Here is a 24629-nt window from a genome sequence, read left to right as displayed (position 1 = left end):
AAGTTATTTCTTAATCGCGCAACCTTCCTTCACGGTGTCACCTAAGACCAGCGTTGCCGAATAGTTATATTTACGATCAGACATCGTATCGCTACACGCACCTTTGCGAATCATCAAAGTTCCGCCCGTCATTCCACGCAGACGATAGACCCGGACAGTATCAGCGGGTCGTCCTTCTGCACTCAGTGGAGCCACATACGGGAACGAAACTTTTTTCGGATCAGGCGTAGTGTAAGTGATACCCGATCGGTTGATCTCAACATTCCAAAACGGCTCTGCTCCCACAACCGTAAACGACTCAACAGGGCGAGGTCTAGTTTGATTCGCGATCGCAGGCATCAAAGCGAACAGACTTGCAGCGAAACCCATCAACAGAACTTGAACTTTCATTTTCAGAGATAAACTCAATTGTGTATTGATTCCTACAATTCTCTCGTCAGAATTCCGGTCAGTTAGTGCAGCATTTTCTCTGTCCATACTGAGGGCGAAGCATTGGATAGACCTCATGGATCTCAGTGTTGTTATCTGCACTTACAACGGAGAAGCGCGAATTGGCAGCGTTCTCGACTGTTTGCGATCGCAATGTCAGACCGACTCGATCGCTTGGGAGGTATTAGTCGTCGATAACAATAGCCGTGATAATACTCAACAAGTCATTTCTACTTATTCTGAAGTTCGGTACATTTTCGAGGCTGAACAGGGAGCGGCATTTGCGCGATTAAAAGGAGTTCGAGAAGCGACCGGACAATGGATTGCTTTTCTCGATGATGACACGCTGCCAGATGAAAACTGGATTGCTCAAGCTCATCGATTTGCTCAAGCTCATCCAGAAATTGGTGCATTCGGTGGGCAGAATCACGCCGCGTATGAAGTTGAACCACCCGCCGAGGTTCGGAAGATTGCGCCCTTTCTAGCGATCGTAGAACGGGGATCGAAGCCGCATCGATACGATCGCGTCCTGCCGCCGAGTGCAGGATTAGTCGTACAGCGTCAAGTTTGGCTGGATGTCGTTCCAGAGCGACCCTTTTTAGTTGGACGCACTAGCTCTGAAATGCTTGCCAGCGAAGATATTGAAGCAATTTTGCACATTCAAAATTCTGGGCGGGAGATTTGGTACAACCCAGAAATGCACTTGTATCACCAAATTCCACAGTGGCGAACTGAGCGATCGTATTTGCTCAAATTGATCAAAGGGATTGGACTGGTGCGCCATTACACTCGAATGCTGCGTTGGAAACCTTGGCAGCGTCCCTTTGTCTTTCCCGTGTATTTGCTGAATGACTTTAGAAAAATCATCATTCACAAACTCAAGCATCCTGAAACGAAAGATTTAGCGATCGCTTGTGAACAGCAATTGCTAGTTAGCAGTTTTATCAGTCCATTCTATCTTTGGAATCGCACTCTTCTTGCTAGAAAACAATGACACAAACTATCGAAGAATCACCCATTATTTCTGTCATTATCCCAGCCTACAATGCTGAGAAAATGATTCGAGAAACGATTGAATCCGTCCTCAATCAAACATTTGGAAACTTTGAAATTGTCGTCGTGGATGATGGCGCAACTGATAAAACTGTAGAAGTTGTTCAAAGCATTCCAGATTCACGAATTAAAGTATTCTCTTATTCAAATGGGGGTCTACCGACTGCTCGTAATCGTGGTATTGAAGTCTCGAAAGGTGAATATCTCACGTTTCTAGATGCGGATGATTTGTGGACACCGGATAAATTAGAGCGACAATGGCAAGCGCTCGAAGATCATCCAGAAGCGGGTTTTGCCTACAGTTGGACAAATTTCATTGATAAAGACGGCAAGCTTTTGTATCGAGGAACCAGGTATGGAAATGACACGAATATCTATCACAAATTATTAGTGAGAAATTGTCTAGAAAGCGGCTCAAATATCTTAGTGAGACGAAGCGCGATCGAGCAAATTCCCCATTTCGATCCAGACTTTCCCAAAGCCGCAGATTGGGATTTTTATATCAGGCTTGCGGCTCAATTCAAATCTGTTTGTGTTCCAGATTATCAAATTCATTACCGGATTCATGAAGGTTCTTCTTCGTTCAACATTCCTGCATCAGAAAAGGCGTGTTTAACGATTATCGATCGAGCTTTCAAACAAGCGCCTGAATCATTGCAACACTTGAAAAAGTACACGCTTGCAACGATTTACACCTATTACGTTACGAAACTTTTAAACTTCCCTTCTAAGCGATCGAACGGAATTTTAGCGTTTCGTTATCTTCGTCTTGCTACAAAATATAATCCTGATTTGTATAAAACGATTTGGAAAGCTTGGCTGAAAATTCTCGTGATTCTGCTGCTTCCTGTTCCGCTGTCCAAATCGATCATTAGTCGAGTTGCCACACAGAGATGAATTCATTAAAAACTGCGATCGACAAAGCCCTAATCATCGCTTACAAAGAATCGACTGAACAACTCGAAGAAGCGCTTACGGCGGAGGGATTTTGCTGTGAAGTCGTGCGACAACAAGACAAGCCTGAATATCAAGGTTTTGCTTCGATTCATCGCTGTATGTTGAATCATCGACAAGCTTGGGAAAAAGCGGCTCAAGCTACACAACCTACTTTGATTGTCGAAGCGGATTTTGTGCCTGTAGTCGGAATGGGTCGCCTTCCAGTCCCATTTAATTTAGCTCAAGAAAAAGTGGGATTGATTTGGTTATATACCTGTGCATCGCAGCTTTACTCTGTCACTCCCGAAGGTTATGGAGAAGGCTTTTCAACTGCATTAGTCGCTTATATTGTCACTCCTAAAGGTGCGAAAAGTTTGTGTGAAAGTTTCGTTGAAGAAATCACCGAACAATATGGCACAAGCTATCACAACTTTGATTCCAAAATTGATGATTACTTACGGCGAGAAGGCTTCAAGAACTATATTCCATTTCGCAATTATGGCGAACACGGTGGAAAAGCGAATCCGGAACATCGTCTCAATGGATTGAGCGGCATTCATCACGCCGATTTACTTTACGGCAAACTCGCATTTCTTCCTCCATTTCTAGTTGAGCAAACTAATCCTCACTTTAAATTGATCAGCATTCGACTCAGAGCAAGGCTCAAAGGAATTATCCGATTACTACTAGGTAAATACTTGCGACCTGCGATCGTAGTGCGATCGAGTGTCCCTCTCCGATTAATTCGCTTCGCCCTCCGCAGACATTTCCACCTCTACTGGACAAGACGATGAAACGAGTTGCCTTTCTTGCACGAGATCTACAAGGTGGCGGACTAGAACGCATTGTTCTTAATCTGCTTACTAGCTTGTCAGAACAAGGTGTCGAACTCGATTTAGTTGTGGCATCACTCGAAGGTGCATTTGTCGATCGAATTCCCGAATCAGTTCGCGTGATTTCGCTGAATGTTCAGATCAATAACTCTACGAAAGGCTCTCTCAAATTACTATTGCCGCTGATTCAATATCTACGGAAAGAACGCCCGATCGCATTAGTTTCACATCTAGTCTTTATTAACTCGATCGTAGTACTTGCAAAAAAGCTATCCGGAGTTCGCTGTCAATTAGTTCTAGTAGAACATCTACCATTATTTCAAAATTTATCGATCGATGTTCCTCAGAGTCGCACGATCAAGAAGATAATGCAGTGGTTTTATCCTCATGCCGATGCTGTGGTTTCTGTGGGTGAAGCGATGGCAACGCAACTTAAAACCGATCTCAAACTGAAAGATTCGATCGTGCATGTGATTGAAAATCCGGTGATTGATCAATCTTTGTATCAGCGATCGTTAGAACCGTGTGATCACCCTTGGTTCAAGCCAGAGCAACCTCCTGTGTTTCTCGCTGCTGGACGGTTCACGGCTCAAAAAGACTTTGCAACGCTGATTGATGCCTTTGCAAGGGTCAGAAGAACTCGTGAGGCACGTTTAGTGATTTTAGGAGATGGGCAACTTCGTGCTGCGCACACGCAACAGATTCAAGCGTTGGGCATTGAAGCGGACGTGGATTTACCTGGATTTGAGCCGAATCCTTACCCATTCATGCGACAAGCAACGGTGTTTGTTCTATCCTCACGTTGGGAAGCACTTCCTACAGTTCTAATTGAAGCAATGGGATGTGGTTGTCAGGTGATTTCGACGGATTGCCCGTTTGGACCAAAAGAGATTTTGGCAGAGGGCAAGTATGGTCGATTAGTGCCGATGCAAGATGCGATCGCGCTTTCGGTTGCGATGCAAGAGAGTCTAGATCACCCGATTCCAAAAACAGAGCTTGAACAACGGGCAGCATTGTTTAGTCACGATCGTGCGGTCTCAGGTTATCTCAATCTTCTCAGACTCTCTTAGTTCCGATGATTGTTGTTGTAGCGAATTCTTGCGCCTGCCCACTGTAGTTTTTCACGCAGTGTTTTGTAGTAGGAATAGTCCTCTCTCAGCACAATAAAGTGCGCTTCTTCTTCTGCCATCCGAATATCAACGCGCTGACCAGGCCAAATCGAAGTTGCTAACACTCCATCCATCCAGAGCTTTGTACTCAAGTCATAGTCTGCTAAGGGCCAAACACTCACGACTGATCCCTGTGGAATGATAATCGGGCGACTGGATAAGCTTAAGGGACAGATTGGCGTAATTGCGATCGCTGCCATTCCCGGATGAATAATTGGACCATTTGCCGCTACTGTGTAACAGGTTGATCCAGTCGGTGTTGATACAATTAAACCATCGCCCTGATACTGATCCACGACTTCACCATCAATCTCCATTTCTAAAATCGATGTGATCATGCGATCGGCAGAAGCAGGTTTAATCGTCATTTCATTGAGTGCAAGATAGCGATCGCTCATCGGCTCCAAATTCGTCCGATTCCCTTCATAGACGGTTGCCTGAAGCATCATCCGTTTCTGAACTGCGAATCGATCGGCTTCCAATCGATCCCAAATCGTTTCGCTGTTAAAGTCATCAGGCGATTCGGTCAAAAATCCCAAATGTCCGCCCACATTCACTGCCAAAATCGGAATGTGATCGGCTGCCAAATTTCGAGCGGCAGACAGCGCTGTTCCATCTCCACCGAGAATCACAGCTAAATCGATCGGCGGTGCGACCGATGCCAAAAACACGGGATATGGATTATCTTTTGGACCACTTGGACCTAGAAGAACATGACATCCGCGCTTTTCCAGGGCTTGAGCGCAAGTTTCCGCCCATTTTTTGCTCAATGGGTCGCCAGATTTATGAACGATTAGGACTTGTTTTAGCTGCACAGCGATCGAGGTTCTTTCTTGCAAAATACCTCTAAATGCTAATGCAAATAGGAAAACAATTTATCCTGATGACAAAATGTAGAACATATTAACTGTTTCTTTCTCAGACTGATCCGGTAGGTCGTTGGGTTGAAGAAGTAATGCGATCGCATTACCATAGAATGAATTGAATTTAGAGACACCTATGGCTGAGACATCAGCATTTCAAGCAGAATCCACACTTACGGATCGCTATCAAACGACGATTCCTGATAGTGTACGAAAAGCACTGCGGTTAGAAAAGCGAGACAAGATTCAATACACGATCCAGGCTGACGGTCAGGTGGTTATTTCTCGTGCTGATCAACCAGAAACCGATCCAGTACTGGAGCAGTTTTTAGAATTCTTGGCTGAGGATATGCGTCAGAATCCGCAACAAATTCGAGCCGTGACTCCTGAGCTAGTGAATCGTCTTCGCGCATTAACCACTGATGTAGAAGTCGATTTAGATGCGCCTCTATTCGATGAGGATGAGTAGCGTTGTCTTCTGATAATACGATCGTAATCAATGGGTGGAGTATTTTTGCTCATCCTCTCCTTCTGGATCAGCTTGAAGAACTTGAGAAACAAGTCGAACTGCTCCGCCAGAAAGATCCCCAAAATTATCAAAAGAAGAATGCTACAAAGCGCTTAACTGCAATTTTAAAACTTGCTTTTGATGTCATTCCTCAAGATCCAACTCGTAGTGAGTATCGTCAAGGTACAACTCTAGGAAACGAGTATAAGCACTGGTTTAGAGCGAAGTTTTTCCAACAGTACCGTTTGTTCTTTCGATATCACCTGGAAAGCAAGATTATTGTGTTCGCATGGGTGAATGACGAAAACTCAAAACGCGCTTATGACAGTAAAACGGATGCTTACCGTGTTTTTAGAACCATGCTAGAGAACGATCGTCCTCCGGATAATTGGAATGCTCTATTGGCAGAGGCTCAAGCTGCATCGAGTCGCCTAGCAGAAGTTCGGAAGAGCCAAACTGATGAATGATAGAAGAGCGATCATGAAGTTGAGTTCGGTATGAATGACGAGTAAGTATCAGGGCAAGATAGCTTTTAGAGCATAGGTAGTTAGACGATGCAATCAGAGTGGAAACTTCAAGTTCGTGAGTTCTGTGAAACAAGATTTGTAGATTGGTGTGAATCAGGTAGGAGATTCATAGATTGGTGTGAATTAGAAGGTCTTGCAGAGCTTTATAACACCTATCTAATTGCCAGTCTTGAATTACTGGGAATTGTAACGAGTGTTGGTTTTGATTGTGTAGAAATCAAAAGAATTGAGCAGGAAGCTCCAAAACGCATCTCTGACACTTTTGAACGCCATCTCTGGTATTCGCAATACAGTCTTAGCGATTTATATTTCCTGAAAATTCCGATTAAAGGACAGTTCGCTTTTATTCTATTAATCCGTGGCTTTATCGACGACGGTTGGGATAATAGTGGAAGCTGGATAGAGGTTTTAGATGAGCAAGGCAAATTTCTTGATTCAGGACGATTTGGGAACGGAAGCATTTTTTGGAAGAGTCGTCCGCTGAATGGTGAGGATTTCAACTCTCCTGCTCCACCTTGGATTAATGATGAGACTGAATTTCAAATTAGGAGACCCGCTTGGGCAGATCAAGTGAATCCAATGTGGTCAGAAGAGATACTCGCTCGATATGCGATAAGTATTGAGCGTGAAGGTACAAAGACTCGCTATTTTATGGCTGTAGACTAAAGTTAATCTGTTATTCAGCAGGAAAATTTACAATTCAGATTTCAAAATAAATCCTTGTCGAATCGCATCTTCGATCAAACTATCCACAAACTCACCCAACACCGGAGAACAGATCGACACCGGAGCCATCCGTTTCCTTACCTGCGCCTCAGTCACATTCGCCATTTTCCAGGTTCCGCCTTGCGTGTAGTAGTTATGCAATAACGGTTGAAGTCGATCGAGTGCCGCTGCAAACTGAGCATCTAATGTTTCCTTCGCCTCGAATTCTTCCCAGAGCGTTCGCAGTTCTTCACCGATATTTTCTGGCAACATTCCAAACAATCGATCGGCGGCTTTTTGTTCTCGATCGCTTTGATCCTGAAGTGCGATCGCGTCATAACAAAAGGTATCGCCCGCATCGATCTCAACCAAATCGTGAATCAGCACCATTTTGAGAACGCGGAGTAAATTGACTTGCGAATCAGCATATTCAGAAAGCACGATCGCCATCATTGCCAAGTGCCAGGAATGTTCAGCATCGTTTTCGCGTCTGGATTTATCCATCAGTAGCGTTTGTCGAAAAACGTGCTTCAGCTTGTCGATTTCAACAATAAATTGGATTTGTGCTTGGAGTCTGGTCGTAGTGAGTTGCATGAAAAGATCCTGAGTGTTAAACTTGCTGGACAAACGCTAGGGATAGCGTAGAATGAACAAACTAAAACCTATTTACAGCGTTTCCAAGAATTTCATTCTCTCGCTAGAATAGGTGTACCAACCAAAAGTTGATCATGAACGTTCCCCGCCTGCACCCGGATACGATCGAGCAAGTCAAACAACGCGCAGATATTGTAGACGTTGTTTCGGAACACGTTGTCCTGAAGAAACAGGGCAAAGATTTTGTTGGCTTGTGTCCGTTTCATGATGATAAGTCTCCCAGCTTCTCGGTGAGTCCGAGCAAACAGTTTTACTACTGTTTTAGTTGTGGTGCAGGCGGAAATACGATCAAGTTTCTCATGGAGTTGGGCAAACGCAATTTTAGCGAAGTCGTTCTCGATTTGGCGAATAAGTACCAAGTGCCCGTTCAAACGCTGCAAGCTGAGGATCGTCAGGAGTTTCAGCGACAACAATCGGTCAGAGAACAGCTATACGAAATTCTGGCAATTACCGCAAAGTTCTATGAACACGCTTTGCAGCAGTCACAGGGCGCGGAAGCATTGGCGTATTTGAAACGCGATCGCAAACTTTCTCCTGCTACAATCCAACAGTTCCAACTCGGTTATGCTCCCGCTGGTTGGGAAACCCTTTCTAAATATCTAGTTGAGCAAAAACGCTACCCAGTTGTGCTGGTGGAAAAAGCTGGATTGTTGATTCCGCGTAAATCGGGAGAAGGATACTACGATCGATTCCGCAATCGTTTAATGGTTCCAATTCATGATTCGCAAGGTCGTGTGATTGGGTTTGGTGGACGGACGTTGAGCGATGAACAACCGAAGTATTTGAACTCTCCTGAAACGGACTTGTTTGATAAAGGAAAGACGCTGTTCGGATTGGACAAAGCGAAAGGCGCGATCGCGAAACAAGATCAAGCCGTAGTGGTTGAAGGCTATTTTGATGTGATTGCGCTTCATGCTGCTGGAATCACGAATGCGGTTGCTTCTCTTGGAACTGCTCTGAGTGTAGCTCAAGTAAAACAGCTATTACGCTACACCGAATCGAAGCGAGTGGTGTTTAACTTTGATGCCGATCGAGCAGGAGTGCAAGCCGCAGAAAGAGCGATCGGGGAAATTGCAAATCTGGCTTATCAAGGAGAAGTTCAGCTTCGGATTCTGAACATTCCTGATGGGAAAGATCCAGATGATTATCTTAAGAATCATGCGCCAAAAGACTATCAGGATTTGCTCGATCGTTCTCCACTGTGGCTTGATTGGCAAATTGAACAAGCGATCCTTAATCAAGATCTAAAGCAATCTGATCAATTCCAACAAGCAGTTACAGCGATCGTATCTTTACTTGGAAATCTACCAAATCCCTCGCTTAGAACACACTACATTCACTACTGTGCAGAGCTACTAAGTCAGGGAAATAGTCGTTTAACTCAGCAGATTGAAGAGAACTTACGGCTTCAAGTGCGGGGACAGCGATGGCATGGTCGATCGCAGAAATGGCAAACTCCCAGCGATCGTAATCTCCTCGAAGAATGTGAATCTCAGCTATTGCGCCTCTACCTTCACGCGCCTGAATACCGCATCCAAGTGAGAACCGCGATCGATTCTCAAGATCTCGAATTCAGCATGTCCCATCACCGATTCCTCTGGCGGCAAATTTGCGACATTGAGCAGGACAGTCTTGATGGTGACTTGTTTGAAGCATTGCGCGATCGAACTCACGATTTCCCGCGTGAAATGTCTCAAGTCTTCTCCCTGTTTGAACTCGATGAAAAAACGAAGCGCGATATTTTGAGAGCGCCATTAGTGATTCGATCGGCAACTGCGGGAATTGAACGAGTGATGTGTGAAAAACGCTATCGGCACTTTCTTGATCTCTGGGAGAAAACGGATCTAAGTACGACACCCGATCTCGGACAGTTCTATCAACAAAAAGCTTATGTTGAGAAACAGCGAATTGCAGAACTCGATCGATTACGACAAGTGAGCTTTGTGGATCTGGTTCAATCCCCGATCGCGGTGGACTAGAAAAGTTTTCTCCTGCATGGCTGCCGTGATGAATTCCAGGAGTTGTGAATTTTGGTGTGTCTGTTCATCCCTTATCCCGCCCGGAGCTGAACCTCCGGGCTAATAGAGGAAACCCCGCTGAAGCGGGCTGAAAGGTCTGTTCGAGGGGGCTTCAGCCTCCTTTCTCTCATTAGCCCGGTCGGTTTAGCGCCGGGCGGACTCAATCGGAGCGACACATTACCGACACCAAATTTTGAACATACTCGAATTCCATTCGGCGGACACCTTTAATTCATGCAGCGAGATCTAGTTTTCTCCTGAGCAGGGTCTAACACTACCGCTCAGGAGTTTCGCCCTATTTGAACTTTGTCTGATCCAAAGCAAAATTACCATCGACAAACGCAGGAACTTCTGTCCCCGCTTCATACACTGCCTGTCTTCCCTTGAACAACAATGCCAACGGATTGATCACAGCAGCCACCGCAATAATGCCGCCTGCGTGTCCTCCTCCTGCTTGTTGACTGCCCCGGATCGAAACTCGTTCACCCGTTACCAAGGTCACTTCTTGCAGCGCAATTTCTAACTTTCCTTTGCGACCCAACATTCCCGCGCCCTGAACTTTCGTGACTTTCCCTTTCGCGATCGCTCCTTTTGCAATCACGATTCTATTTTTAACCAGCACATCCTCAACCACTTCAAACTCGATCGTTGCGCCTAAATTTGTGTCTTTAGAAGAAACGGTCTGTCTAAATTTGAGCTTGACAGGCGTGCCATCTTCCAAGCCAAACTGCATCGTAGATGTGGGAGTTCTGACGGGTGCTGAAGCTGGCGGTAGCGGTTGCTTAATCGCTTGACTGATTTGAAACGGGGTTGCAGAAGCAGAAAGCTGAGTGACGGGTAACACTAAGCCAAAAATCAATGCGGAAGCTGCGATCGTCGATCGATTCATAACGTTATTCCTACGGATGAGAGTCGTCTAAACACTTTAGTTTTCAAGGCTGCACCACTGATGCAAGCGAGGTAGCTTTTCTCGCTCTAGTCTTGGATTCACTATAGGTGCATCTGCAATAGATTATATTCAGTAAAGATTAAATAATCGCGAAGAATCTCCAGAGACTTTAAGTTGTGACTGAGACTTCTGAACACAGCATCGTTGAGCGACCAATACTGGATACTGATGAATGAAGATGCCATCTGGCTTGGTTATTCAAGACCAAAAACTCACAAATTATTTGCTGGTATATCAAGCAAAAGATGACAAATCTGAGTTTCTTGCAGGTGCAGGCTATACTCTTCAAACCTGGGAAGAATTGCGTCAAGATATAGTGAAAGCAGTGGAAGGTGCGGAAATTTCAGAAATTAATGAAACAGAGTGGGGAATGCGATTTCTTGTCAAGAGCCAATGGCGAGGGTTAAATAATCGATTGCTCAACGTCATTACAGTTTGGCAGCAAGATACAAATTCACAGATCGTTCGGTTTATTACTTTGTATCCAGACAAAGCTAGTTATTCAGAGCAAGGAGAATAAGTTGGCATGGATAGATTATTTCATTGGGCGATTTTGCTGCAAGATGTACCAGGAAGTGCCATAAAGGTGGGCGATCGCGGCGTAATTGTAGATGAGTTGCCGTTTTCCACAGTGCATCAAGAATTGGGTTACACGATCGAAGTATTTCAATCAGGTGAAACGCTCGATATAGTTTCGGTTCCGGCTTCTTGGGTGAAGGTTTTACCTGAAGTTTGGGGACAGACAGAGGGTGCTACCCGCAGCAAAGCGATCACAAACTGATTGCAGCTAACTGGCTTTCAATTGCATCACACGCGACTTTCACGCCATCTTCCGATCGCACAATTTCCCCAACTTCCGCCGCTTTGATCGCATACTTCGGATTGTTCAAGTCGGTCAAAGCTTCAACAACTTTTGAAACAGAATAACGATCGCGCTTAATGGTTCTTGAAGTTCCTAAACGTTCTACTCGTAATGCATTGTCCGGTTGGTCATGACTGTACGGAACCACGATCGTCGGTTTCCCTGCTCGAAGCGCTTGCCCAGTTGTGCCAACTCCACCTTGATGCACAATCGCGCTGGCTCTGGGAAAGATTTGGGAAAAAGGCACATAGTCGATCGCAATCACAGTTTCGGGTAAGTTCTCTGGTGGTGGATTCTTGCCGATCAAAAACACCGCACGACGATTTAGCTGTCGAACCGCCTCAAGACTTTGTTGATAAAAGTTGCCTGCTGTGTGTACTGCCGCAGATCCAAGGGTGAATACGATCGGTGCTTCTCCCGCTGCTAAGAACTGTTCTAGTTTCGGATTTAGCTCTGCTTGCCCATCAAAAAACACAAACCCAGTTTGTAGCATCTTTGAATTCCAGTCCGGTTGAGGTGCGCCCAACACGCTAGAAAACAATGCTAAATTCAACTCTGTCGAATACTTATCCTGACCCACAAACGGGTGTTTGATCGGCTGCAATCCTAATTCCCGTCGAAGTTGATGCAGCGGTTCACCCCAGTTGCGACTGATGAACTTTGCAAAATTAATCACGGCTCGATTAGCACCCGTTCCAAAGATGCGGAGTTTGTCTAAGCCTTCGTATGCGGGCAAGACCAAGGGATCATAAATTGAGAAGAAAGATAATGGGGCAAGCACACACAGCACCCAAGGAATCTGCATCACTTCCGAAACAATTCGAGCCGCGTAAATCAGTTCACCTGCAACAATCAAATCTGCGCCTTCTGCTGCTGCGGTTAGATCACTATACATATCCCGAATGCTGGGCAAGTAATAGTCCCGAAACACTCGTTCTGGACCTTTACGCAGATCCATCATTAATTCCAACATTTTCTCGTCATCCATCCGGACATGATCCGGACGCATCGGACGATACTCAAAACCGATCGCTTCAATTCTCGATCGATAGTCTTTCACCGTTGCAAAGATAATCTCGTGACCGCGATCGCGCAATTCGATCGCTAATCCAATCAGCGGATACAAATCACCCAGCGATCCATGTGCTGTCAGAACAATTCTACTCATCATTCAATCCGAGTTAAGACTTAGGACGAACTGCGACTTCAAACCCCAACATATCCAGCAATTCAATAAAGTCGTAAACTTCGATCGTCTGATTGAACTTTGCAAGCTTCTCTTGTAACTCCTGTGGTATGGCTTCTTCTAAATACTTTGCCATCACCACCTTCTCCATTACAGACTGAAGCAACTTAGCCAAAAATGCAGGATCAGAGTCTCGCTCCTCTAACGCCGCTTCGATGTAACCTGCCGCGTGTTCCACATCCTGATTCAGACTGGTCAGCAGAAACTCTCGGTAGCTCTTACTCCGATCAATCTTGATTTGACTCATAATCTCTCCAGTAGAGTTTTGCTATTTGAATCTCTAAGCCAACCATTCTACAAACGGGCTTTCTCCATTTTCCGTAACGTAATAGCGAATTTCTCTCGGTTGGCTTTCCATGAGATGATTTTAATCTTTCATAAGCATTCGTGATTAGAGTGAAAAGCGACGATCAACGATCGACCATTCGCCAAAGTATAGACAAACTGCAATAATCTAGATACTACGCGCAAATGGAAGGGAGTTCACGGTTATGGGGAAAGCGGTTGGGATGGTCGAAGTGCGTGGATTGCCGCCCGCATTAGCTGTTGCGGATGTCATGGTCAAAGCTGCACGAGTCACACTGGTCGAAATGGAAAAAGTCAGCGGCGCTTATGTGACGATCGTGGTTCGTGGCGATGTGTCCGAAGTAAAAATTTCCGTGGAAGCGGGATTAGAAGCCGCGAAGAAAATGCACAGCTACAAGGAAGGCGACAAACTCTTTCTCTCATCGCATTACATTCCACGCCCGAACGATAATTTGATGGTTGTGTTGCCGATCGAGTACAGCGAACGGACTGAAGAATTTAACCGGGTCTGAGAAAGGATATACTCCAGTTTGGATTTCCTTTCTGCGGTTCTTCATGGCACTGGCGCATCTTACACAGGCTGATCTCGATTCGTGGGTGGCTCAAGCCCGACGATTCACGCTGCAAGGACGATTGCCAGACTATATTCCTCAATTGGCAAAGGTCGATCCGCGATTGTTGGCAGTTCATACGATCGCAGATCAAACCCTTGTGTCGGGTGATTTCGCGCAACCCTTTGTGCTGATGAGCGTGATTAAGCCGTTTTTGCTGCTGTTTCTACTCGAACAAGTCGGCAGCGATCGCGTTTTTCAACACGTAGGAACGGAACCCTCGGATCAGCCGTTTCATTCAATCGCGCAGTTGAAGAGCGATGACGGACATCCGCGCAATCCAATGATTAATAGTGGTGCGATCGCACTTACAGGATTGATGCCGAGAACATCAGGGTCGGAGCGATGTGAAGCATTTCGGAGATGGTTGAACGATCGCGCTCAAACTCGATTTGTTTTGGATGAGAAAGCTTTGGATTCTGTACGATCTCTGCCGAATCAAACGAATCGCGCAATCGCAGATATTCTAGTTCAGCGGGAATTGCTCGATCGTGTGGATCTCGCACTCGATACGTACAATCAGCTTTGTTGTTTGTCAGGCACGATCGAGGATTTAGCTCAGTTGGGTTTATTGCTGGCTAAACCGCACGACAAAATCGCTCCACTTCATCAGCAAATGGTTTCAGCATTGATGCTGACTTGTGGATTGTATGAGGTTTCAGGGAGATTCGCGGTGAGAGTGGGATTACCGATGAAATCGGGGGTGAGCGGGGCACTGTTGGCGATCGTTCCAAAACAAGGCGCGATCGCGTGTTACAGTCCTGCGATCGATAAGGTTGGAAATTCGGTTGCAGGACTGTTCTTAGTTGAGAAATTAGCTCAGGAATTAGGTTTGAGCGTGTTTCGCTAAAGGTTGTCTTGTAATTGAGATTGCAACGATCGAGTTTTTTCCACCACAATTCCCGAATGAGTTGAACCAGGCGTTTTATTGCCCCACAACAGCCATCGACTGCCATTCGGTAATGTATTCAAGCTGTTCGGATTCTGAGTGAGCCAAACGATCGTGGTTTCGGGTAAAGTTTGCGCTTTTGATTCTTCATTCGCTTGAATTTCTGCCAACGTTTCTAAAACGGGTTGTTGTCCTTGAATCAATCCGGTTCCTGCTGTCCAGAGCCGCATCGTCAATCGTTGTCGATCGCCATAAAAATATAGAGATGCCGCTGCGCTAATTGCTTCTTCAAAGGCTTCAGGTTCCCAGTTTGTAGCACTATCGATCGCGATCACAATCTCTTGCCCCGTTGTGAACGTTTCTAATTCTCGTACCCGTAATTCCCCGTAGCGGGCACTACTGCGCCAATGAATCATCCGCATCGGATCACCCCAACGATAGGGTCTGAGCGATCGAGTCATTCCTTCAGTTGCCGCTTTTGCGCGTTGGGATTGAAGCTGCATACTATTTTGCTGTCCGAGTTGATCGATCAAAGGGCAACGTTGCAGCGGGAAAACCTTTGGATAGATTAGCGCGATCGCATTCACGTGAACCGTTTTTCGACACCAGAACAATCCAAGCGGAGCCGCCGATCGTAGGTGAACTTCATGCCAGCGATAAATGCCGCGTCGAGTGGCGGAATGCTGATACACCCAGTAATAGGAATGGTTTGGATTAATCATCTCAATCACTCGTTGAGTAGGCGATCCGAGTACTGAAGAAATCCGATCTTCGGCTTGAATCAGGCTCTTTCGTTGACGAGTTGAATTTTGGATCAAAAGCTCGATCGTTAAGGGTTCTCCCGCGCTAATGGGTTGAATTGGACGGCGAGTGATTGTGAGTCCTTTCAAGGATTGGCGCGATAGAAAAGCAGCGATCGTCATCAGCGCAAAGACGACTCCACTCATGACATACAGCCAACCCGACATTGAATTGGTGGCAGCGAGAAAGAAGAAAATTCCCATTGCGCCAAGTAACCAACCGCTATAAGCAGGGTTAATCCAATGAGATTCGAGCCAGTCAGTAATCCGGGTGACGGTACGCATGATCTGTAAAAGCTTTACAAAGACAAGTAATTTCAGAATGCACCAGACAGTACCGAGGAAGAACTACGGATATCAAGCACTTCAGTAATTTTTAGGAGAAGCGATCACAGGGTGCGTAGATTACTGATCCAAAAACTTTTTGCAAATCTTGGATGTCAGCATTTATACGAATCAGATTTTCCACTACAGTCGTAAAAATCAGAGTATTTCTCGCAGTGCCCCCGCATCGATTTGCCTATTCTTGACGATTTTGGCGCTTATGGAAGCCTGAGCTATGACACAAGTAGATTTTTCTGAGTCGGTTCAACCCCCTGCAATGGTGACTCCGCCTGCTCCTCCACCCCTTTCAAAACGACCTCCTGTTCGATCGACTCCTTCGATCACGATTCGACAATTGGTGAAGGATGCGTATGCGAAACAGGCATCGGATATTCACCTGCGAGTCGGAGAACCCGCACGTTACCGAGTTCGCGGACAGATGATTCGTCAGTCTCAACCTGCGATTTCTCTAGAGATGTTTGATCAGTTTTTGGTCGAAATTCTGACTCCCGAACAGCGCGATCGCTTTTATCAAGAAAAAGAATTAGACACCGCCATTTATTATCCAGGGTTTCTCCGCTGTCGGGTAAATTGCTTCGAGAGTTTGACCGGAGGCGCGATCGTCCTCCGTTTAATTTCACTCGAAGTTCCAACGATCGATCGTTTGGGATTACCTTCGGTGCTGAAACATTTGGTCAGCCATCAGCAAGGATTGATTCTCGTTACAGGTCCAACGGGTTCAGGAAAATCGACCTCGATCGCGGCAATGCTGCGTCATTTGAATGAAACCGATCAGCGGCACATTGTCACGATCGAAGATCCGATCGAGTATGTTCACACCTCTCAAAATTGTTTGATCAGTCAGCGAGAAGTCGGATTACATACGCATGAGTTTCAGCAGGCTTTGAGGGCAGTCTTGCGAGAAGATCCGGACGTGATTTTAATTGGGGAAATGCGCGATCGAATTACGATCGATACTGCTCTGAAAGCTGCACAAACAGGACATTTAGTATTAGGAACGCTACACACAAAAGGCGCAATTTCTACAATCAATCGTTTGTTAAATATCTACGCTCCTGATGAACAACCTGCTATGAGAATCCAGATTTTGGAATCCCTAATTTCGGTTGTTTCCCAGCAGCTATTACCGACAACAGACGGGCGTAGAACCGCAGTCCATGAGATTTTAATCAATACACCTGCAATGCAGGATTACTTGCTAAAAGGCAATGAAATGGATGCGTTCCAGTTGATGGAGACAGACAGGAATGAGGGAATGCAGGTGATGAATCAAGCGCTTTGTGAGTTGATCCTTCTGGGTCGAATTACGCCAGAAGATGCGGTGAAAGCTTCGCCAGATATGGGCGATTTGCGTCGTCGTGTGCGAAATGAAGGATACGATCCAGGACGTTCTTCAAATCGCGAATTCGATCCGTCAGCACGGAACTATCGCCCAGGTTAGGAGCGTGAATCAGCCCTTTCAAGGTGAGCCAATGTACTATAACGAATCTAGAGCATCCTGGCGATCGAAACGAGAGCAGATGAATTTCAACTTGTTTTCACTGTTGAAAAAGTATTGTAATTGCTCAATTGTGGAACGAGATTACTGGGTTACAGGGTTTTCATCTGACCTGGAAATAACACCTTGAAAGGGCTGGAGCGTGAATCAAATAAGTCCGGCGAATCGAATTCGCGACGATACAAACGAAATTCGCCGAACGCGGACTAGCGGACTAACAGCAAGTTCTTAACCCGCCGCTGCGGGTTTTGCCTTTATCAGAAGAATGGGTCTAAAACCCCGTCCTAGAAGGACGGCTTTTCTTGCTCCTTAATGTACTGCTTTAAGACTTCAATTGGCGCACCTCCAACAGAGCTAACAAAGTAGCTAGGACTCCATAGAGCATCTTTCCCGTAGGGTTTAGGATATCCAGCTTGACCATATCGACGGCTAGACACTCCTTTCAGTGCGTTCACCATCTGAGAGATAGACAGCTTAGGTGGATATTCAATTAGAGCGTGTGTATGGTCAGATTCACCATTGAATTCAAGAATCTGAAAATCCATTTTCTTAGCCACTTCATTAAACGATTTCTCAATCACTGCAAGACTTTCAGAGGTAAATACAGCCCTATGGTATTTGGTCACACAGACCAAGTGGATCTTAAGGCTTGAAATACTGTGTCTCTCCTTGCGTAAGTTGGTTGTCATTTCCTGTAGACCAAGTTAGAATACATTTACAGACCAATTCTAACACGCGCAATGAAAGCGAGATATCAATACCGTTTCTATCCGACCGACCAACAGCGACAGAGCCTAGCTCAGTTGTTTGGTTGTGTGCGGGTAGTTTGGAACGATGCCTTAGCTTTCAGCAAGTCCAGCAAATACCCTGGATACAACGCGCTATCTAAATCTCTCACGCTGTCTAAAAAGACGACTGAAAGAGAATGGTTAAACAGTGTTTCGTCTGTCCCCTTGCAGCAATCCCTTAAGCAGTTGGAAGTAGCCTACAAAAACTATTTCGACTCGCTCAAAGGAAAGCGAAAAGGTAGAAAGGTCGGTCAACCCCGATTCAAGAAAAAGACTAATGATCAGTCTGCAACGTTCACTAAAGCAGCATTCTCTATCAAAAAAGGAGAGGTGTTTTTAGCCAAAATCGGCAACTTAAAACCAATTTGGTCTAGAGAATTGCCGTCAGAACCTAGCTCAGTCACAGTCATTAAAGACTGTGCTAACCGCTATTTTCTCAGCTTTGTTGTAGAGATTGAACCTGTTCAAGTCGATACCAAAAACCAAAGTATCGGAATTGATTTAGGGATCAAAACTTTTGCTGTGATGTCTGACGGCTCTAAAGCTGAGAGTCCTAACTACTCCAAGCATGATCGTAAAATTCGCAAGCTTCAGAAGAAATTAGCGCGTCAGCAGAAAGGCTCAAACCGGAGAAACAAAACTCGAATTCAAATCGCTAAACAGCACAATCGTATTGCAGACATTCGCAAAGATTTCTTACACAAGCTGTCTACCAAGATTGTTAGTGAAAATCAAACTATCGTCTTAGAAGATTTGAATGTGTCTGGAATGGTGAAGAATCGCAAGCTTGCCAGATCCATTAGTCTGCAAGGTTGGAGAGAGTTTAGAGATTTGTGTGAGGCTAAATCTGAAAAGTTTGGTAGGGAGTTTCACATCATTAATCGATGGGAGCCAACTAGCCAAATTTGTTCAGCCTGCGGTTTCAAATGGGGCAAGCTGGATCTAAAAGTTCGGTCGGTTCGATGCTTGAATTGTGGCACTGAACACGACCGAGATGAGAATGCAGCCAAGAATATAGAATCAAGTCGCCATAGGGCATTGGGAGACTCTAAACGGACGCAGAGACAGAGTAAGACTACCTCGGTAGCGTCAGTCGGTGAAGCGTCAAGAATCACCGTGGCTTCAGCCCGGTGAGTATGTCAAAGCTGCAAATTCGATTCGCCAAGCAAACGCTCGGAGTTCTTAATTTATCCGATCGGAATTCGCCTCAATCGATATCCGTGTATTCTCAAAACTTTGATGATTTAAGGCGTACTCAAATTGGCGATCGCACGATTCACCCATTCCGACAGTGCCGCTTGCTCTTCAGGAGAAATGCCAGTCATCATCACCTGAGCCAGCGACATCGCCACCGGAGGCAAAGTGGTCTTCAATTCTTCTCCCGCCTCCGTCAGCCAAATTCGCCAAATCCGTCGGTCTTGCGTATCCCGCTCCCGACGAATCAAACCTCGATCGCACATTCGATCAAGCACCCCTGTCAGCGTTCCGCCCACTTGCTGAAGCTTTTCGCCGATTCCAGAAGTTGCTTGTCCATCTTCCTGCCAGAGACAGCACAAAACGACCCAGTGAAACGGCGTGAGTTCAAATGGATCGAGCCGTTCTTGAAATCGACGGGTTCCAAGTTGGGCAATGATTTTGATGCGATAACCCAGATTATGAGGCGCAAGAAGCGACTGCCAACCCTCCGGAGAATTCACCGGAGTTGTATTCGCAAAATTGGCAATAATTCGATCGACAATATCCGAAAATTGTTCGCGTTCTGCATACGGAATACCATGCAATGATGCCTCCCGAATTTCGACTGCGATCGGCGGCAAAATTTCTTCCAGTTGCCGTCCTGCATCCGTCAGCCAAATCCGCCAAATCCGCCGATCTTGCATATCTCGCTCGCGCCGAATCAAACCGCGATCGCACATTCGATCCAAAACCCCGGTTAAAGTGCCGCCGACCTGCTGTAACCGTTCTCCAATACTTGAAGTTGCTTGACCGTCTTCTTGCCACAAACAGCAGAGAACGACCCAATGAAAGGGTGTTAATCGATAAGGATCAAGGCGTTCCTGAAATCTACGTCCAAGGAGTTGGGAAAGAAGTTTAATGCGATATCCGATACCGTGGGGGGCGAGTAACCGTTTCAGATTCGCTGGGATTGGTTCAGTTTGGGAAGAGAGCATCTACGTTATGAAAAGAGCGTTTAACAGACTGAAATCAAAGAGCGCGGAGCAAGTAGACCGTGGACAAAAATACGAAGTAAAAAAATTCTAGCTTAAAGTAATTTTTCTAAAACGAAATTTTGCGGATCTTCACCGTCATCCGTATCGTAAGTGATGGTTGCAGCACCGAATTACACCTTCTTACAATTTCTTACGAACTTAATCTAGCTTCACAATAAGAATTTGGGGGGAGTTAACCAAAAAAGTTGGCAGTTCGCAAGTATCGTTCCGCCGTCTGGAACTTCAATGCCGATCGCCCCTGCTTTTTTAAGAATAATGCGATCGCGCACTGATCCCCAAACCAGCAATTCTGTCCAGTTACTTAAACCAGGTTCATGTCCAACTAATGCAAGGGTTTTCTCCGCATTACGCCACGACTCAAGCCAAGATAACCAAGTTTGAATGTCTCCACTTGGTGCAAGATAGCCCTCGACTTTCAAATCATTAGTCAGGTGAGCCGCTTCGAGAATTTCAGCCGTTTGTTTGGCACGAACAAGCGGACTCGTCAGAATCAGATCAAACTTCAATCCCAACTCCCGAAACCGTTTCGCGACTTGTTCGGTCTTACGCTTACCTTCTGAAGTTAAGGGGCGCTCGTCGTCGTTGGGATAGTCACCGTGTTGTCCTGCGAGTCCGTGTCGAATCATGTAGAGCTTCATAGCGATCGAGTGAGATAGAGCTATCTGGATCTTTACTCGATTTTTCACTCGATCAGCTTCTTGCTTTAAATTAATTGACTCCTTTCGGATAGTTTTGCTCTGGGTTCACCAGTCGCAGCAATTTCTGTTTCACCTGAGCATCGAACACCGACCATTTGGTTTTGGCGTATTCGCTATTCTCAGTGAAGCCTGAGAGGAATCCCATCGGAATCTCGAATCCACCTGCTTGCGATCGACCGCCGCCAAAAAAGCGCCCCTGAGCATCTTGCCCAAACGCTTCTTTGATAAATTCATCGGGATCGAGCGTTAGTTTGTTCGTTCGGAGCGATCCCACAACAAATTCGAGTTCTTCATCTTCGTCGTGGACAATGCCGTAAACGACTGCGGTATGGACGTTCTCTTCAGTCACGAGGAAATCTGCGGCTTGCGGGATCGCATCTCGATCGTCATATCTCAAATAGCCCACACCTGCGATCGAGAAGTTGTTATGAACGGTGCGATTTTTCAGCGATCGTTCAATCACGTCCATGACTTGCTTCGATCGCGACGACTGCATGACCGCATTCAATAACTGCGCGTCATAGTAGCGACTCAGAAATGCAGCCGCGAGAAAATCTTCTTCCTGTGCCTGCATTAAGCGATTCGTATCCGATCGTAATCCGTGCATTAACGCGGTAGCACATTTCACGTGTTCAGTCGTACTGGTATCAAACTTCAGCAATCCCGCTTGAATATACTGCGTCAAAATCGTTGCAGTCGCACGAGTGTAGGAGCGGATATCGACAAATTCAGCCTTGAGTTCGTCCTGCATACTGTGGTGATCGATCACAACCGTAATCGGGATATTCGCCTGCTGAACGGACGTAAGCAACTGGCTCGTTGTTCCCTGGTTGTCAATCAGCACACAGCCTTTATAGAGCGAGAAATCTTTTGTTTTTGCGGTTTGGGTCGTTAATCGTTGCAGCGGAAGCGAGGTTAACTTCACCAGCGCGATGTTTTCTTGATGCGAAAGTGTTCCAGCGTAGACAATTTCAGCCTGGATCTCGAACTTTTGAGCAATTAATTTGTACGCCCAAGCGGAAGAAAGTGCATCGGGATCAGGAAAGTCTTGTAGGATGATTAATTGTCGATCGCCTCTATGCCGTTCTAGAACTTGGCGAAAAGCCTCAATTTTTTGTTCTTGTTCGGGAGAACGCATCACATCGTAGGGGAAGCGTCCTCGATGGTCATAACTCGCGCCATTCGACGAGGGTTTAGAAGACACCTCGATCGGATGGAATTCAGTTGGATTCAGCCCAGAAATGCCAGAGTCTGGTTCCATTGTAATGAGTGAAGTGAATGGCACAGTCGAATCAGATTGCATACTTGAAATTGTGCGAAAAATAGAACCAGCCTGATCGATCGAGACAATTCGATCGAAGGCACTTCCTGATCTTCGCAAAAAACTTCAAAAAACGGCAGAGCGATTTATCTAGTTTCCCTCATTTGATAGAGAGAATCCCGATCTGGATCAGGAAATCCCTACCAGAAGCCTATTCTTCGCGCACTCCCCCGATGACATATTTTTGCCATTCCTGGTTTACACCGTTCTTTACGTGCTTTGTCACTTCAAAGTAGAGACTGCTGTGCGGGCGATGAGGTGGATTCCGCAATGGCATTGCGGCTTCTTTTGGGGTACGATTGCCCTTCTTGACGTTGCAGCGGACGCAAGCCGTGACAATATTTTCCCAAGAATCGCCACCGCCTCTCGATCGAGGAATCACGTGATCCAGCGTCAGATCGTCCCCGGTATAGGCGCAGTACTGACAGGAATGCCCGTCGCGGTGTAAGAGATTCTTGCGAGTGAGCGGAATCTCCTTGTAAGGAACGCGCACGTAATGGCGCAGGCGAATCACTGTGGGGAGTGGAAACCCCGAATAAACAAACTTTCCATTATGCTCGACTTGCTCAGCTTTGCCTTTGATAAGCAGGACAACTGCTCGCCGCCAACTGGTAATATTGAGCGGTTCATAAGAGGCATTGAGCACCAGAACCTTTCCCATTCGGATTGTTTAAGACGCGCTTATTTGCACTGATGCTAACATATCCATTCGATTCGGGGGTTGCAACTTAGTACGAAACTTGTTGATCGATTCGGGGATTTGTGCGAGGTTAAGCGATTGGTTTGGGTTATGTCTCTTGTAAGCTCAGGTGAAAAGTTTTTGTCGTTTAAACGGTGGGAACAAGTTGCTTTTTGCCTTTCAACCAATAGGTTGCCATTTCTCCGCGCCCTTTCACCTGAATGACTCCGCGCGCCTCAAAAATATGCGTATCGGTTAATCGTTTATAGGTTGCTTCGGTGACTTGAATTCCACCCGCGACCCCGTGAGATTCCATTCGACTGGCAATATTGACGGTGTCGCCCCAGAGATCGTAGATGAATTTTTTAATGCCAATCACTCCAGCAACCACGGCTCCCGTATTCATACCAATCCGAATACTAAAAGCTTCTCCGGTATCCCGATTGAATTGATTAATCGCATCTTGCATATCGATCGCCATATTCGCAACCGCGATCGCATGATCTTTATTCGGATGCGGCAACCCACCCACCACCATGTAAGCATCCCCGATCGTTTTAATCTTCTCCAATCCGTGATGTTCTGCTAAACGATCGAACCGAGAAAAAATCTGATTCAACAACGAAACGAGTTCTTGCGGAGAAGTCCGAGCAGAAATATCCGTAAAGCCGACAATATCGGCAAACAGAACCGTGACATCGCTAAATCCATCAGCAATATGCGGCTGAGTCGTTTCCGGGGTAGATTTGAGTCGTTCCGCGATCGGGCTTGGCAAGATATTCAACAATAAACGCTCGGATTGGGCTTGCTCGGCTGCGAGTTCGGCGGCGGTATTTTGACTTGTGGTAAGCGCGATCGCTAATTCATTTAAAGCCACTTGCAGCTTATCCACAGCAGGACGAAATACCAAAATTCCTTCAAGCAACAGAATCAAAAGCAATAATCCGAATAGTCCAAATTCAACCATTCGTAACTGTGCAATTCCCGCTTGAGCTTGCTGATTGTAGGTGAGAATCAGTTGGTTAATGCCGTCTGAGAATTCTTTTCCTGCCTCTCGAATTTCTCGCAGATCGTTGAGCGTTTGTTGAAGATTGGGACGACGAGATTCCGAGGCAATAATCGATCGAGCAGCGGTTTGAATTCTTAGGTGAGAAGGAGCCAGCGCTTCCGCCTGACGTTTAATTTCAGAACGATCGTGATTAAAGATCATCGCGTTCTGAATCGCCGTTTGAACATTGCGATCGGCAGCATTCCACGCGGTTAGAATATCTTGAATTTCCCGGATCTTGAGTGCATTTTCGCGATCGCGTTCTACTTTCAGCGCCAATGCTGCTTCCCGGAGTTGCCAACTTAAAATCTTTTGATGCGTGGCAATCTCAATCACTTTTGAATCGCGCGTTTGTTGGGATAACATCGATTGCACGATCGCTTGACCGAGAAGGGCGAGAAATGCCACTGTACCGAGTGAAGCGATATAAAGTGAAGTCAATCGACGAGTTGAAGATTGGGGTGTCGGCATTTTCAGGATCAGGAATAAAGCTATCTCATAGATTTCCCGATTTTGAAAGAATTGTTGAAATAGAGGTAGGAGTTAGTTGCGGTGAGAAGGGTAGGGAGTGGGGAGTGGGGAGTAGGAAGTAGGGAGATAACCTCAAGACTATTCTTCTACTCCATTCCCCACCCCCCACTCCCCACCTCATCCGTCTAGCTG

General features: G+C 46.0%; 27 protein-coding genes. 14 read left to right on the top strand and 13 right to left on the bottom strand.

The window, feature by feature from the left end:
- Window positions 1-3 precede the first annotated feature (3 nt).
- Window positions 4-390 carry a COG3650 family protein gene (locus ACQ4M5_RS35470; RefSeq protein WP_430680501.1) on the bottom strand — a complete coding sequence of 129 codons (387 nt, stop codon included), beginning with the start codon at window positions 388-390 and terminating at the stop codon, window positions 4-6.
- 115 nt (window positions 391-505) lie between these two features.
- Here ACQ4M5_RS35470 and hpsE point away from each other — a divergent pair, with 115 nt between their 5' ends.
- Genes hpsE through ACQ4M5_RS35450 form a run of 4 tightly spaced genes read left to right on the top strand, consistent with a single transcriptional unit; the run spans window position 506 to window position 4321 of the window.
- Window positions 506-1423 carry a hormogonium polysaccharide biosynthesis glycosyltransferase HpsE gene (hpsE, locus tag ACQ4M5_RS35465; RefSeq protein ID WP_430680500.1) on the top strand — a complete coding sequence of 306 codons (918 nt, stop codon included), beginning with the start codon at window positions 506-508 and terminating at the stop codon, window positions 1421-1423.
- Window positions 1420-2379, top strand: a complete 960-nt coding sequence (locus tag ACQ4M5_RS35460) for a glycosyltransferase family 2 protein (protein ID WP_430680499.1) — start codon at window positions 1420-1422, stop codon at window positions 2377-2379. Before hpsE ends, ACQ4M5_RS35460 begins: the two co-directional genes overlap by 4 nt.
- Complete coding sequence (locus tag ACQ4M5_RS35455; protein ID WP_430680498.1) at window positions 2376-3212, top strand: LPS biosynthesis glycosyltransferase; 837 nt, start codon at window positions 2376-2378, stop codon at window positions 3210-3212. The genes ACQ4M5_RS35460 and ACQ4M5_RS35455 overlap by 4 nt, the downstream gene beginning before the upstream one ends.
- Window positions 3209-4321, top strand: coding sequence for a glycosyltransferase (locus ACQ4M5_RS35450; protein WP_430680497.1), 1113 nt, complete (start codon window positions 3209-3211; stop codon window positions 4319-4321). Before ACQ4M5_RS35455 ends, ACQ4M5_RS35450 begins: the two co-directional genes overlap by 4 nt.
- On the opposite strand, the gene ACQ4M5_RS35445 is transcribed toward ACQ4M5_RS35450, so the two are convergent.
- Window positions 4318-5259 carry an NAD(+) kinase gene (locus ACQ4M5_RS35445; protein WP_430680496.1) on the bottom strand — a complete coding sequence of 314 codons (942 nt, stop codon included), beginning with the start codon at window positions 5257-5259 and terminating at the stop codon, window positions 4318-4320. The two genes, ACQ4M5_RS35450 and ACQ4M5_RS35445, sit on opposite strands and share 4 nt — an antisense overlap.
- A 160-nt stretch (window positions 5260-5419) precedes the next feature.
- Between ACQ4M5_RS35445 and ACQ4M5_RS35440 the strand changes: the two genes are divergently transcribed.
- From ACQ4M5_RS35440 to ACQ4M5_RS35430, 3 genes are all read left to right on the top strand, one after another.
- Window positions 5420-5752 carry a type II toxin-antitoxin system PrlF family antitoxin gene (locus tag ACQ4M5_RS35440; RefSeq protein ID WP_430680495.1) on the top strand — a complete coding sequence of 111 codons (333 nt, stop codon included), beginning with the start codon at window positions 5420-5422 and terminating at the stop codon, window positions 5750-5752.
- Window positions 5753-5754: 2 nt separating this feature from the next.
- On the top strand, window positions 5755-6258 hold the full coding sequence (locus ACQ4M5_RS35435) for a type II toxin-antitoxin system YhaV family toxin (RefSeq protein ID WP_430680494.1): 504 nt from the start codon (window positions 5755-5757) through the stop codon (window positions 6256-6258).
- An 87-nt stretch (window positions 6259-6345) separates the two neighbouring features.
- The gene (locus tag ACQ4M5_RS35430; RefSeq protein ID WP_430680493.1) at window positions 6346-6984 is read left to right on the top strand and encodes a hypothetical protein; all 639 of its coding nucleotides are present in this window, start codon (window positions 6346-6348) and stop codon (window positions 6982-6984) included.
- A 27-nt stretch (window positions 6985-7011) separates the two neighbouring features.
- Here ACQ4M5_RS35430 and ACQ4M5_RS35425 read toward each other — a convergent pair whose 3' ends face one another.
- Window positions 7012-7617: an HD domain-containing protein gene (locus tag ACQ4M5_RS35425; protein ID WP_430680492.1), complete on the bottom strand. Its 606-nt coding sequence runs from the start codon at window positions 7615-7617 to the stop codon at window positions 7012-7014.
- A gap of 134 nt (window positions 7618-7751) precedes the next feature.
- Between ACQ4M5_RS35425 and dnaG the strand changes: the two genes are divergently transcribed.
- The gene (dnaG, locus tag ACQ4M5_RS35420; protein WP_430680491.1) at window positions 7752-9656 is read left to right on the top strand and encodes a DNA primase; all 1905 of its coding nucleotides are present in this window, start codon (window positions 7752-7754) and stop codon (window positions 9654-9656) included.
- 334 nt (window positions 9657-9990) lie between these two features.
- On the opposite strand, the gene ACQ4M5_RS35415 is transcribed toward dnaG, so the two are convergent.
- On the bottom strand, window positions 9991-10584 hold the full coding sequence (locus ACQ4M5_RS35415; RefSeq protein ID WP_430680490.1) for a hypothetical protein: 594 nt from the start codon (window positions 10582-10584) through the stop codon (window positions 9991-9993).
- Window positions 10585-10816: 232 nt separating this feature from the next.
- Between ACQ4M5_RS35415 and ACQ4M5_RS35410 the strand changes: the two genes are divergently transcribed.
- Both ACQ4M5_RS35410 and ACQ4M5_RS35405 read left to right on the top strand, forming a co-directional pair.
- Window positions 10817-11164: a DUF6883 domain-containing protein gene (locus tag ACQ4M5_RS35410; protein ID WP_430680489.1), complete on the top strand. Its 348-nt coding sequence runs from the start codon at window positions 10817-10819 to the stop codon at window positions 11162-11164.
- A 6-nt stretch (window positions 11165-11170) separates the two neighbouring features.
- Window positions 11171-11425 (top strand): hypothetical protein, encoded by a 255-nt coding sequence (locus ACQ4M5_RS35405; protein ID WP_430680488.1) that lies wholly within the window; start codon window positions 11171-11173, stop codon window positions 11423-11425.
- On the opposite strand, the gene ACQ4M5_RS35400 is transcribed toward ACQ4M5_RS35405, so the two are convergent.
- Together ACQ4M5_RS35400 and ACQ4M5_RS35395 are read right to left on the bottom strand one after the other, a co-directional pair.
- Window positions 11415-12674, bottom strand: coding sequence for a glycosyltransferase (locus ACQ4M5_RS35400; RefSeq protein ID WP_430680487.1), 1260 nt, complete (start codon window positions 12672-12674; stop codon window positions 11415-11417). The genes ACQ4M5_RS35405 and ACQ4M5_RS35400 overlap by 11 nt on opposite strands.
- Before the next feature lie 13 nt (window positions 12675-12687).
- Window positions 12688-12999 carry a hypothetical protein gene (locus ACQ4M5_RS35395; protein WP_430680486.1) on the bottom strand — a complete coding sequence of 104 codons (312 nt, stop codon included), beginning with the start codon at window positions 12997-12999 and terminating at the stop codon, window positions 12688-12690.
- 244 nt (window positions 13000-13243) lie between these two features.
- On the opposite strand from ACQ4M5_RS35395, the gene ACQ4M5_RS35390 reads away from it, so the two are divergent.
- Both ACQ4M5_RS35390 and glsA read left to right on the top strand, forming a co-directional pair.
- Window positions 13244-13570, top strand: coding sequence for a carbon dioxide-concentrating mechanism protein CcmK (locus tag ACQ4M5_RS35390; protein ID WP_430680485.1), 327 nt, complete (start codon window positions 13244-13246; stop codon window positions 13568-13570).
- A gap of 43 nt (window positions 13571-13613) precedes the next feature.
- Window positions 13614-14519: a glutaminase A gene (glsA, locus tag ACQ4M5_RS35385; RefSeq protein ID WP_430680484.1), complete on the top strand. Its 906-nt coding sequence runs from the start codon at window positions 13614-13616 to the stop codon at window positions 14517-14519.
- Here glsA and ACQ4M5_RS35380 read toward each other — a convergent pair.
- Window positions 14516-15643: a DUF58 domain-containing protein gene (locus ACQ4M5_RS35380; protein ID WP_430680483.1), complete on the bottom strand. Its 1128-nt coding sequence runs from the start codon at window positions 15641-15643 to the stop codon at window positions 14516-14518. The two genes, glsA and ACQ4M5_RS35380, sit on opposite strands and share 4 nt — an antisense overlap.
- Window positions 15644-15917: 274 nt before the next feature.
- On the opposite strand from ACQ4M5_RS35380, the gene ACQ4M5_RS35375 reads away from it, so the two are divergent.
- Complete coding sequence (locus tag ACQ4M5_RS35375) at window positions 15918-17144, top strand: type IV pilus twitching motility protein PilT (protein ID WP_430680482.1); 1227 nt, start codon at window positions 15918-15920, stop codon at window positions 17142-17144.
- A gap of 341 nt (window positions 17145-17485) precedes the next feature.
- Here ACQ4M5_RS35375 and tnpA read toward each other — a convergent pair whose 3' ends face one another.
- Window positions 17486-17890: an IS200/IS605 family transposase gene (gene tnpA, locus ACQ4M5_RS35370; RefSeq protein WP_430680481.1), complete on the bottom strand. Its 405-nt coding sequence runs from the start codon at window positions 17888-17890 to the stop codon at window positions 17486-17488.
- A 51-nt stretch (window positions 17891-17941) separates the two neighbouring features.
- Here tnpA and ACQ4M5_RS35365 point away from each other — a divergent pair, with 51 nt between their 5' ends.
- Window positions 17942-19123 carry an RNA-guided endonuclease InsQ/TnpB family protein gene (locus ACQ4M5_RS35365; protein ID WP_430680480.1) on the top strand — a complete coding sequence of 394 codons (1182 nt, stop codon included), beginning with the start codon at window positions 17942-17944 and terminating at the stop codon, window positions 19121-19123.
- Between the two features lie 110 nt (window positions 19124-19233).
- Here the strand turns inward: ACQ4M5_RS35365 and ACQ4M5_RS35360 are convergent, their stop codons facing one another.
- From ACQ4M5_RS35360 to ACQ4M5_RS35340, 5 genes are all read right to left on the bottom strand, one after another.
- A complete protein-coding gene (locus tag ACQ4M5_RS35360; protein ID WP_430680479.1) occupies window positions 19234-20160 on the bottom strand; it encodes a MarR family winged helix-turn-helix transcriptional regulator in 927 nt (308 codons plus the stop codon).
- Between the two features lie 209 nt (window positions 20161-20369).
- On the bottom strand, window positions 20370-20858 hold the full coding sequence (gene sixA / locus ACQ4M5_RS35355) for a phosphohistidine phosphatase SixA (protein ID WP_430680478.1): 489 nt from the start codon (window positions 20856-20858) through the stop codon (window positions 20370-20372).
- A 70-nt stretch (window positions 20859-20928) separates the two neighbouring features.
- Entirely contained in the window at window positions 20929-22179 is a 1251-nt protein-coding gene (locus tag ACQ4M5_RS35350; RefSeq protein WP_430680477.1) for a DHH family phosphoesterase, read from the bottom strand.
- A gap of 211 nt (window positions 22180-22390) precedes the next feature.
- Entirely contained in the window at window positions 22391-22900 is a 510-nt protein-coding gene (locus tag ACQ4M5_RS35345) for an HNH endonuclease (RefSeq protein ID WP_430680476.1), read from the bottom strand.
- 166 nt (window positions 22901-23066) lie between these two features.
- Window positions 23067-24437 carry an adenylate/guanylate cyclase domain-containing protein gene (locus ACQ4M5_RS35340; RefSeq protein WP_430680475.1) on the bottom strand — a complete coding sequence of 457 codons (1371 nt, stop codon included), beginning with the start codon at window positions 24435-24437 and terminating at the stop codon, window positions 23067-23069.
- Window positions 24438-24629: the final 192 nt, after the last annotated feature.

It is taken from the genome of Leptolyngbya sp. AN10 (genome assembly GCF_050565645.1).
Classification (GTDB): Bacteria; Cyanobacteriota; Cyanobacteriia; order Leptolyngbyales; family Leptolyngbyaceae; genus Leptolyngbya.
The sequence above is the reverse complement of the archived record's forward strand: the minus strand, read 5'-3'. Positions and strand labels throughout refer to the sequence as shown.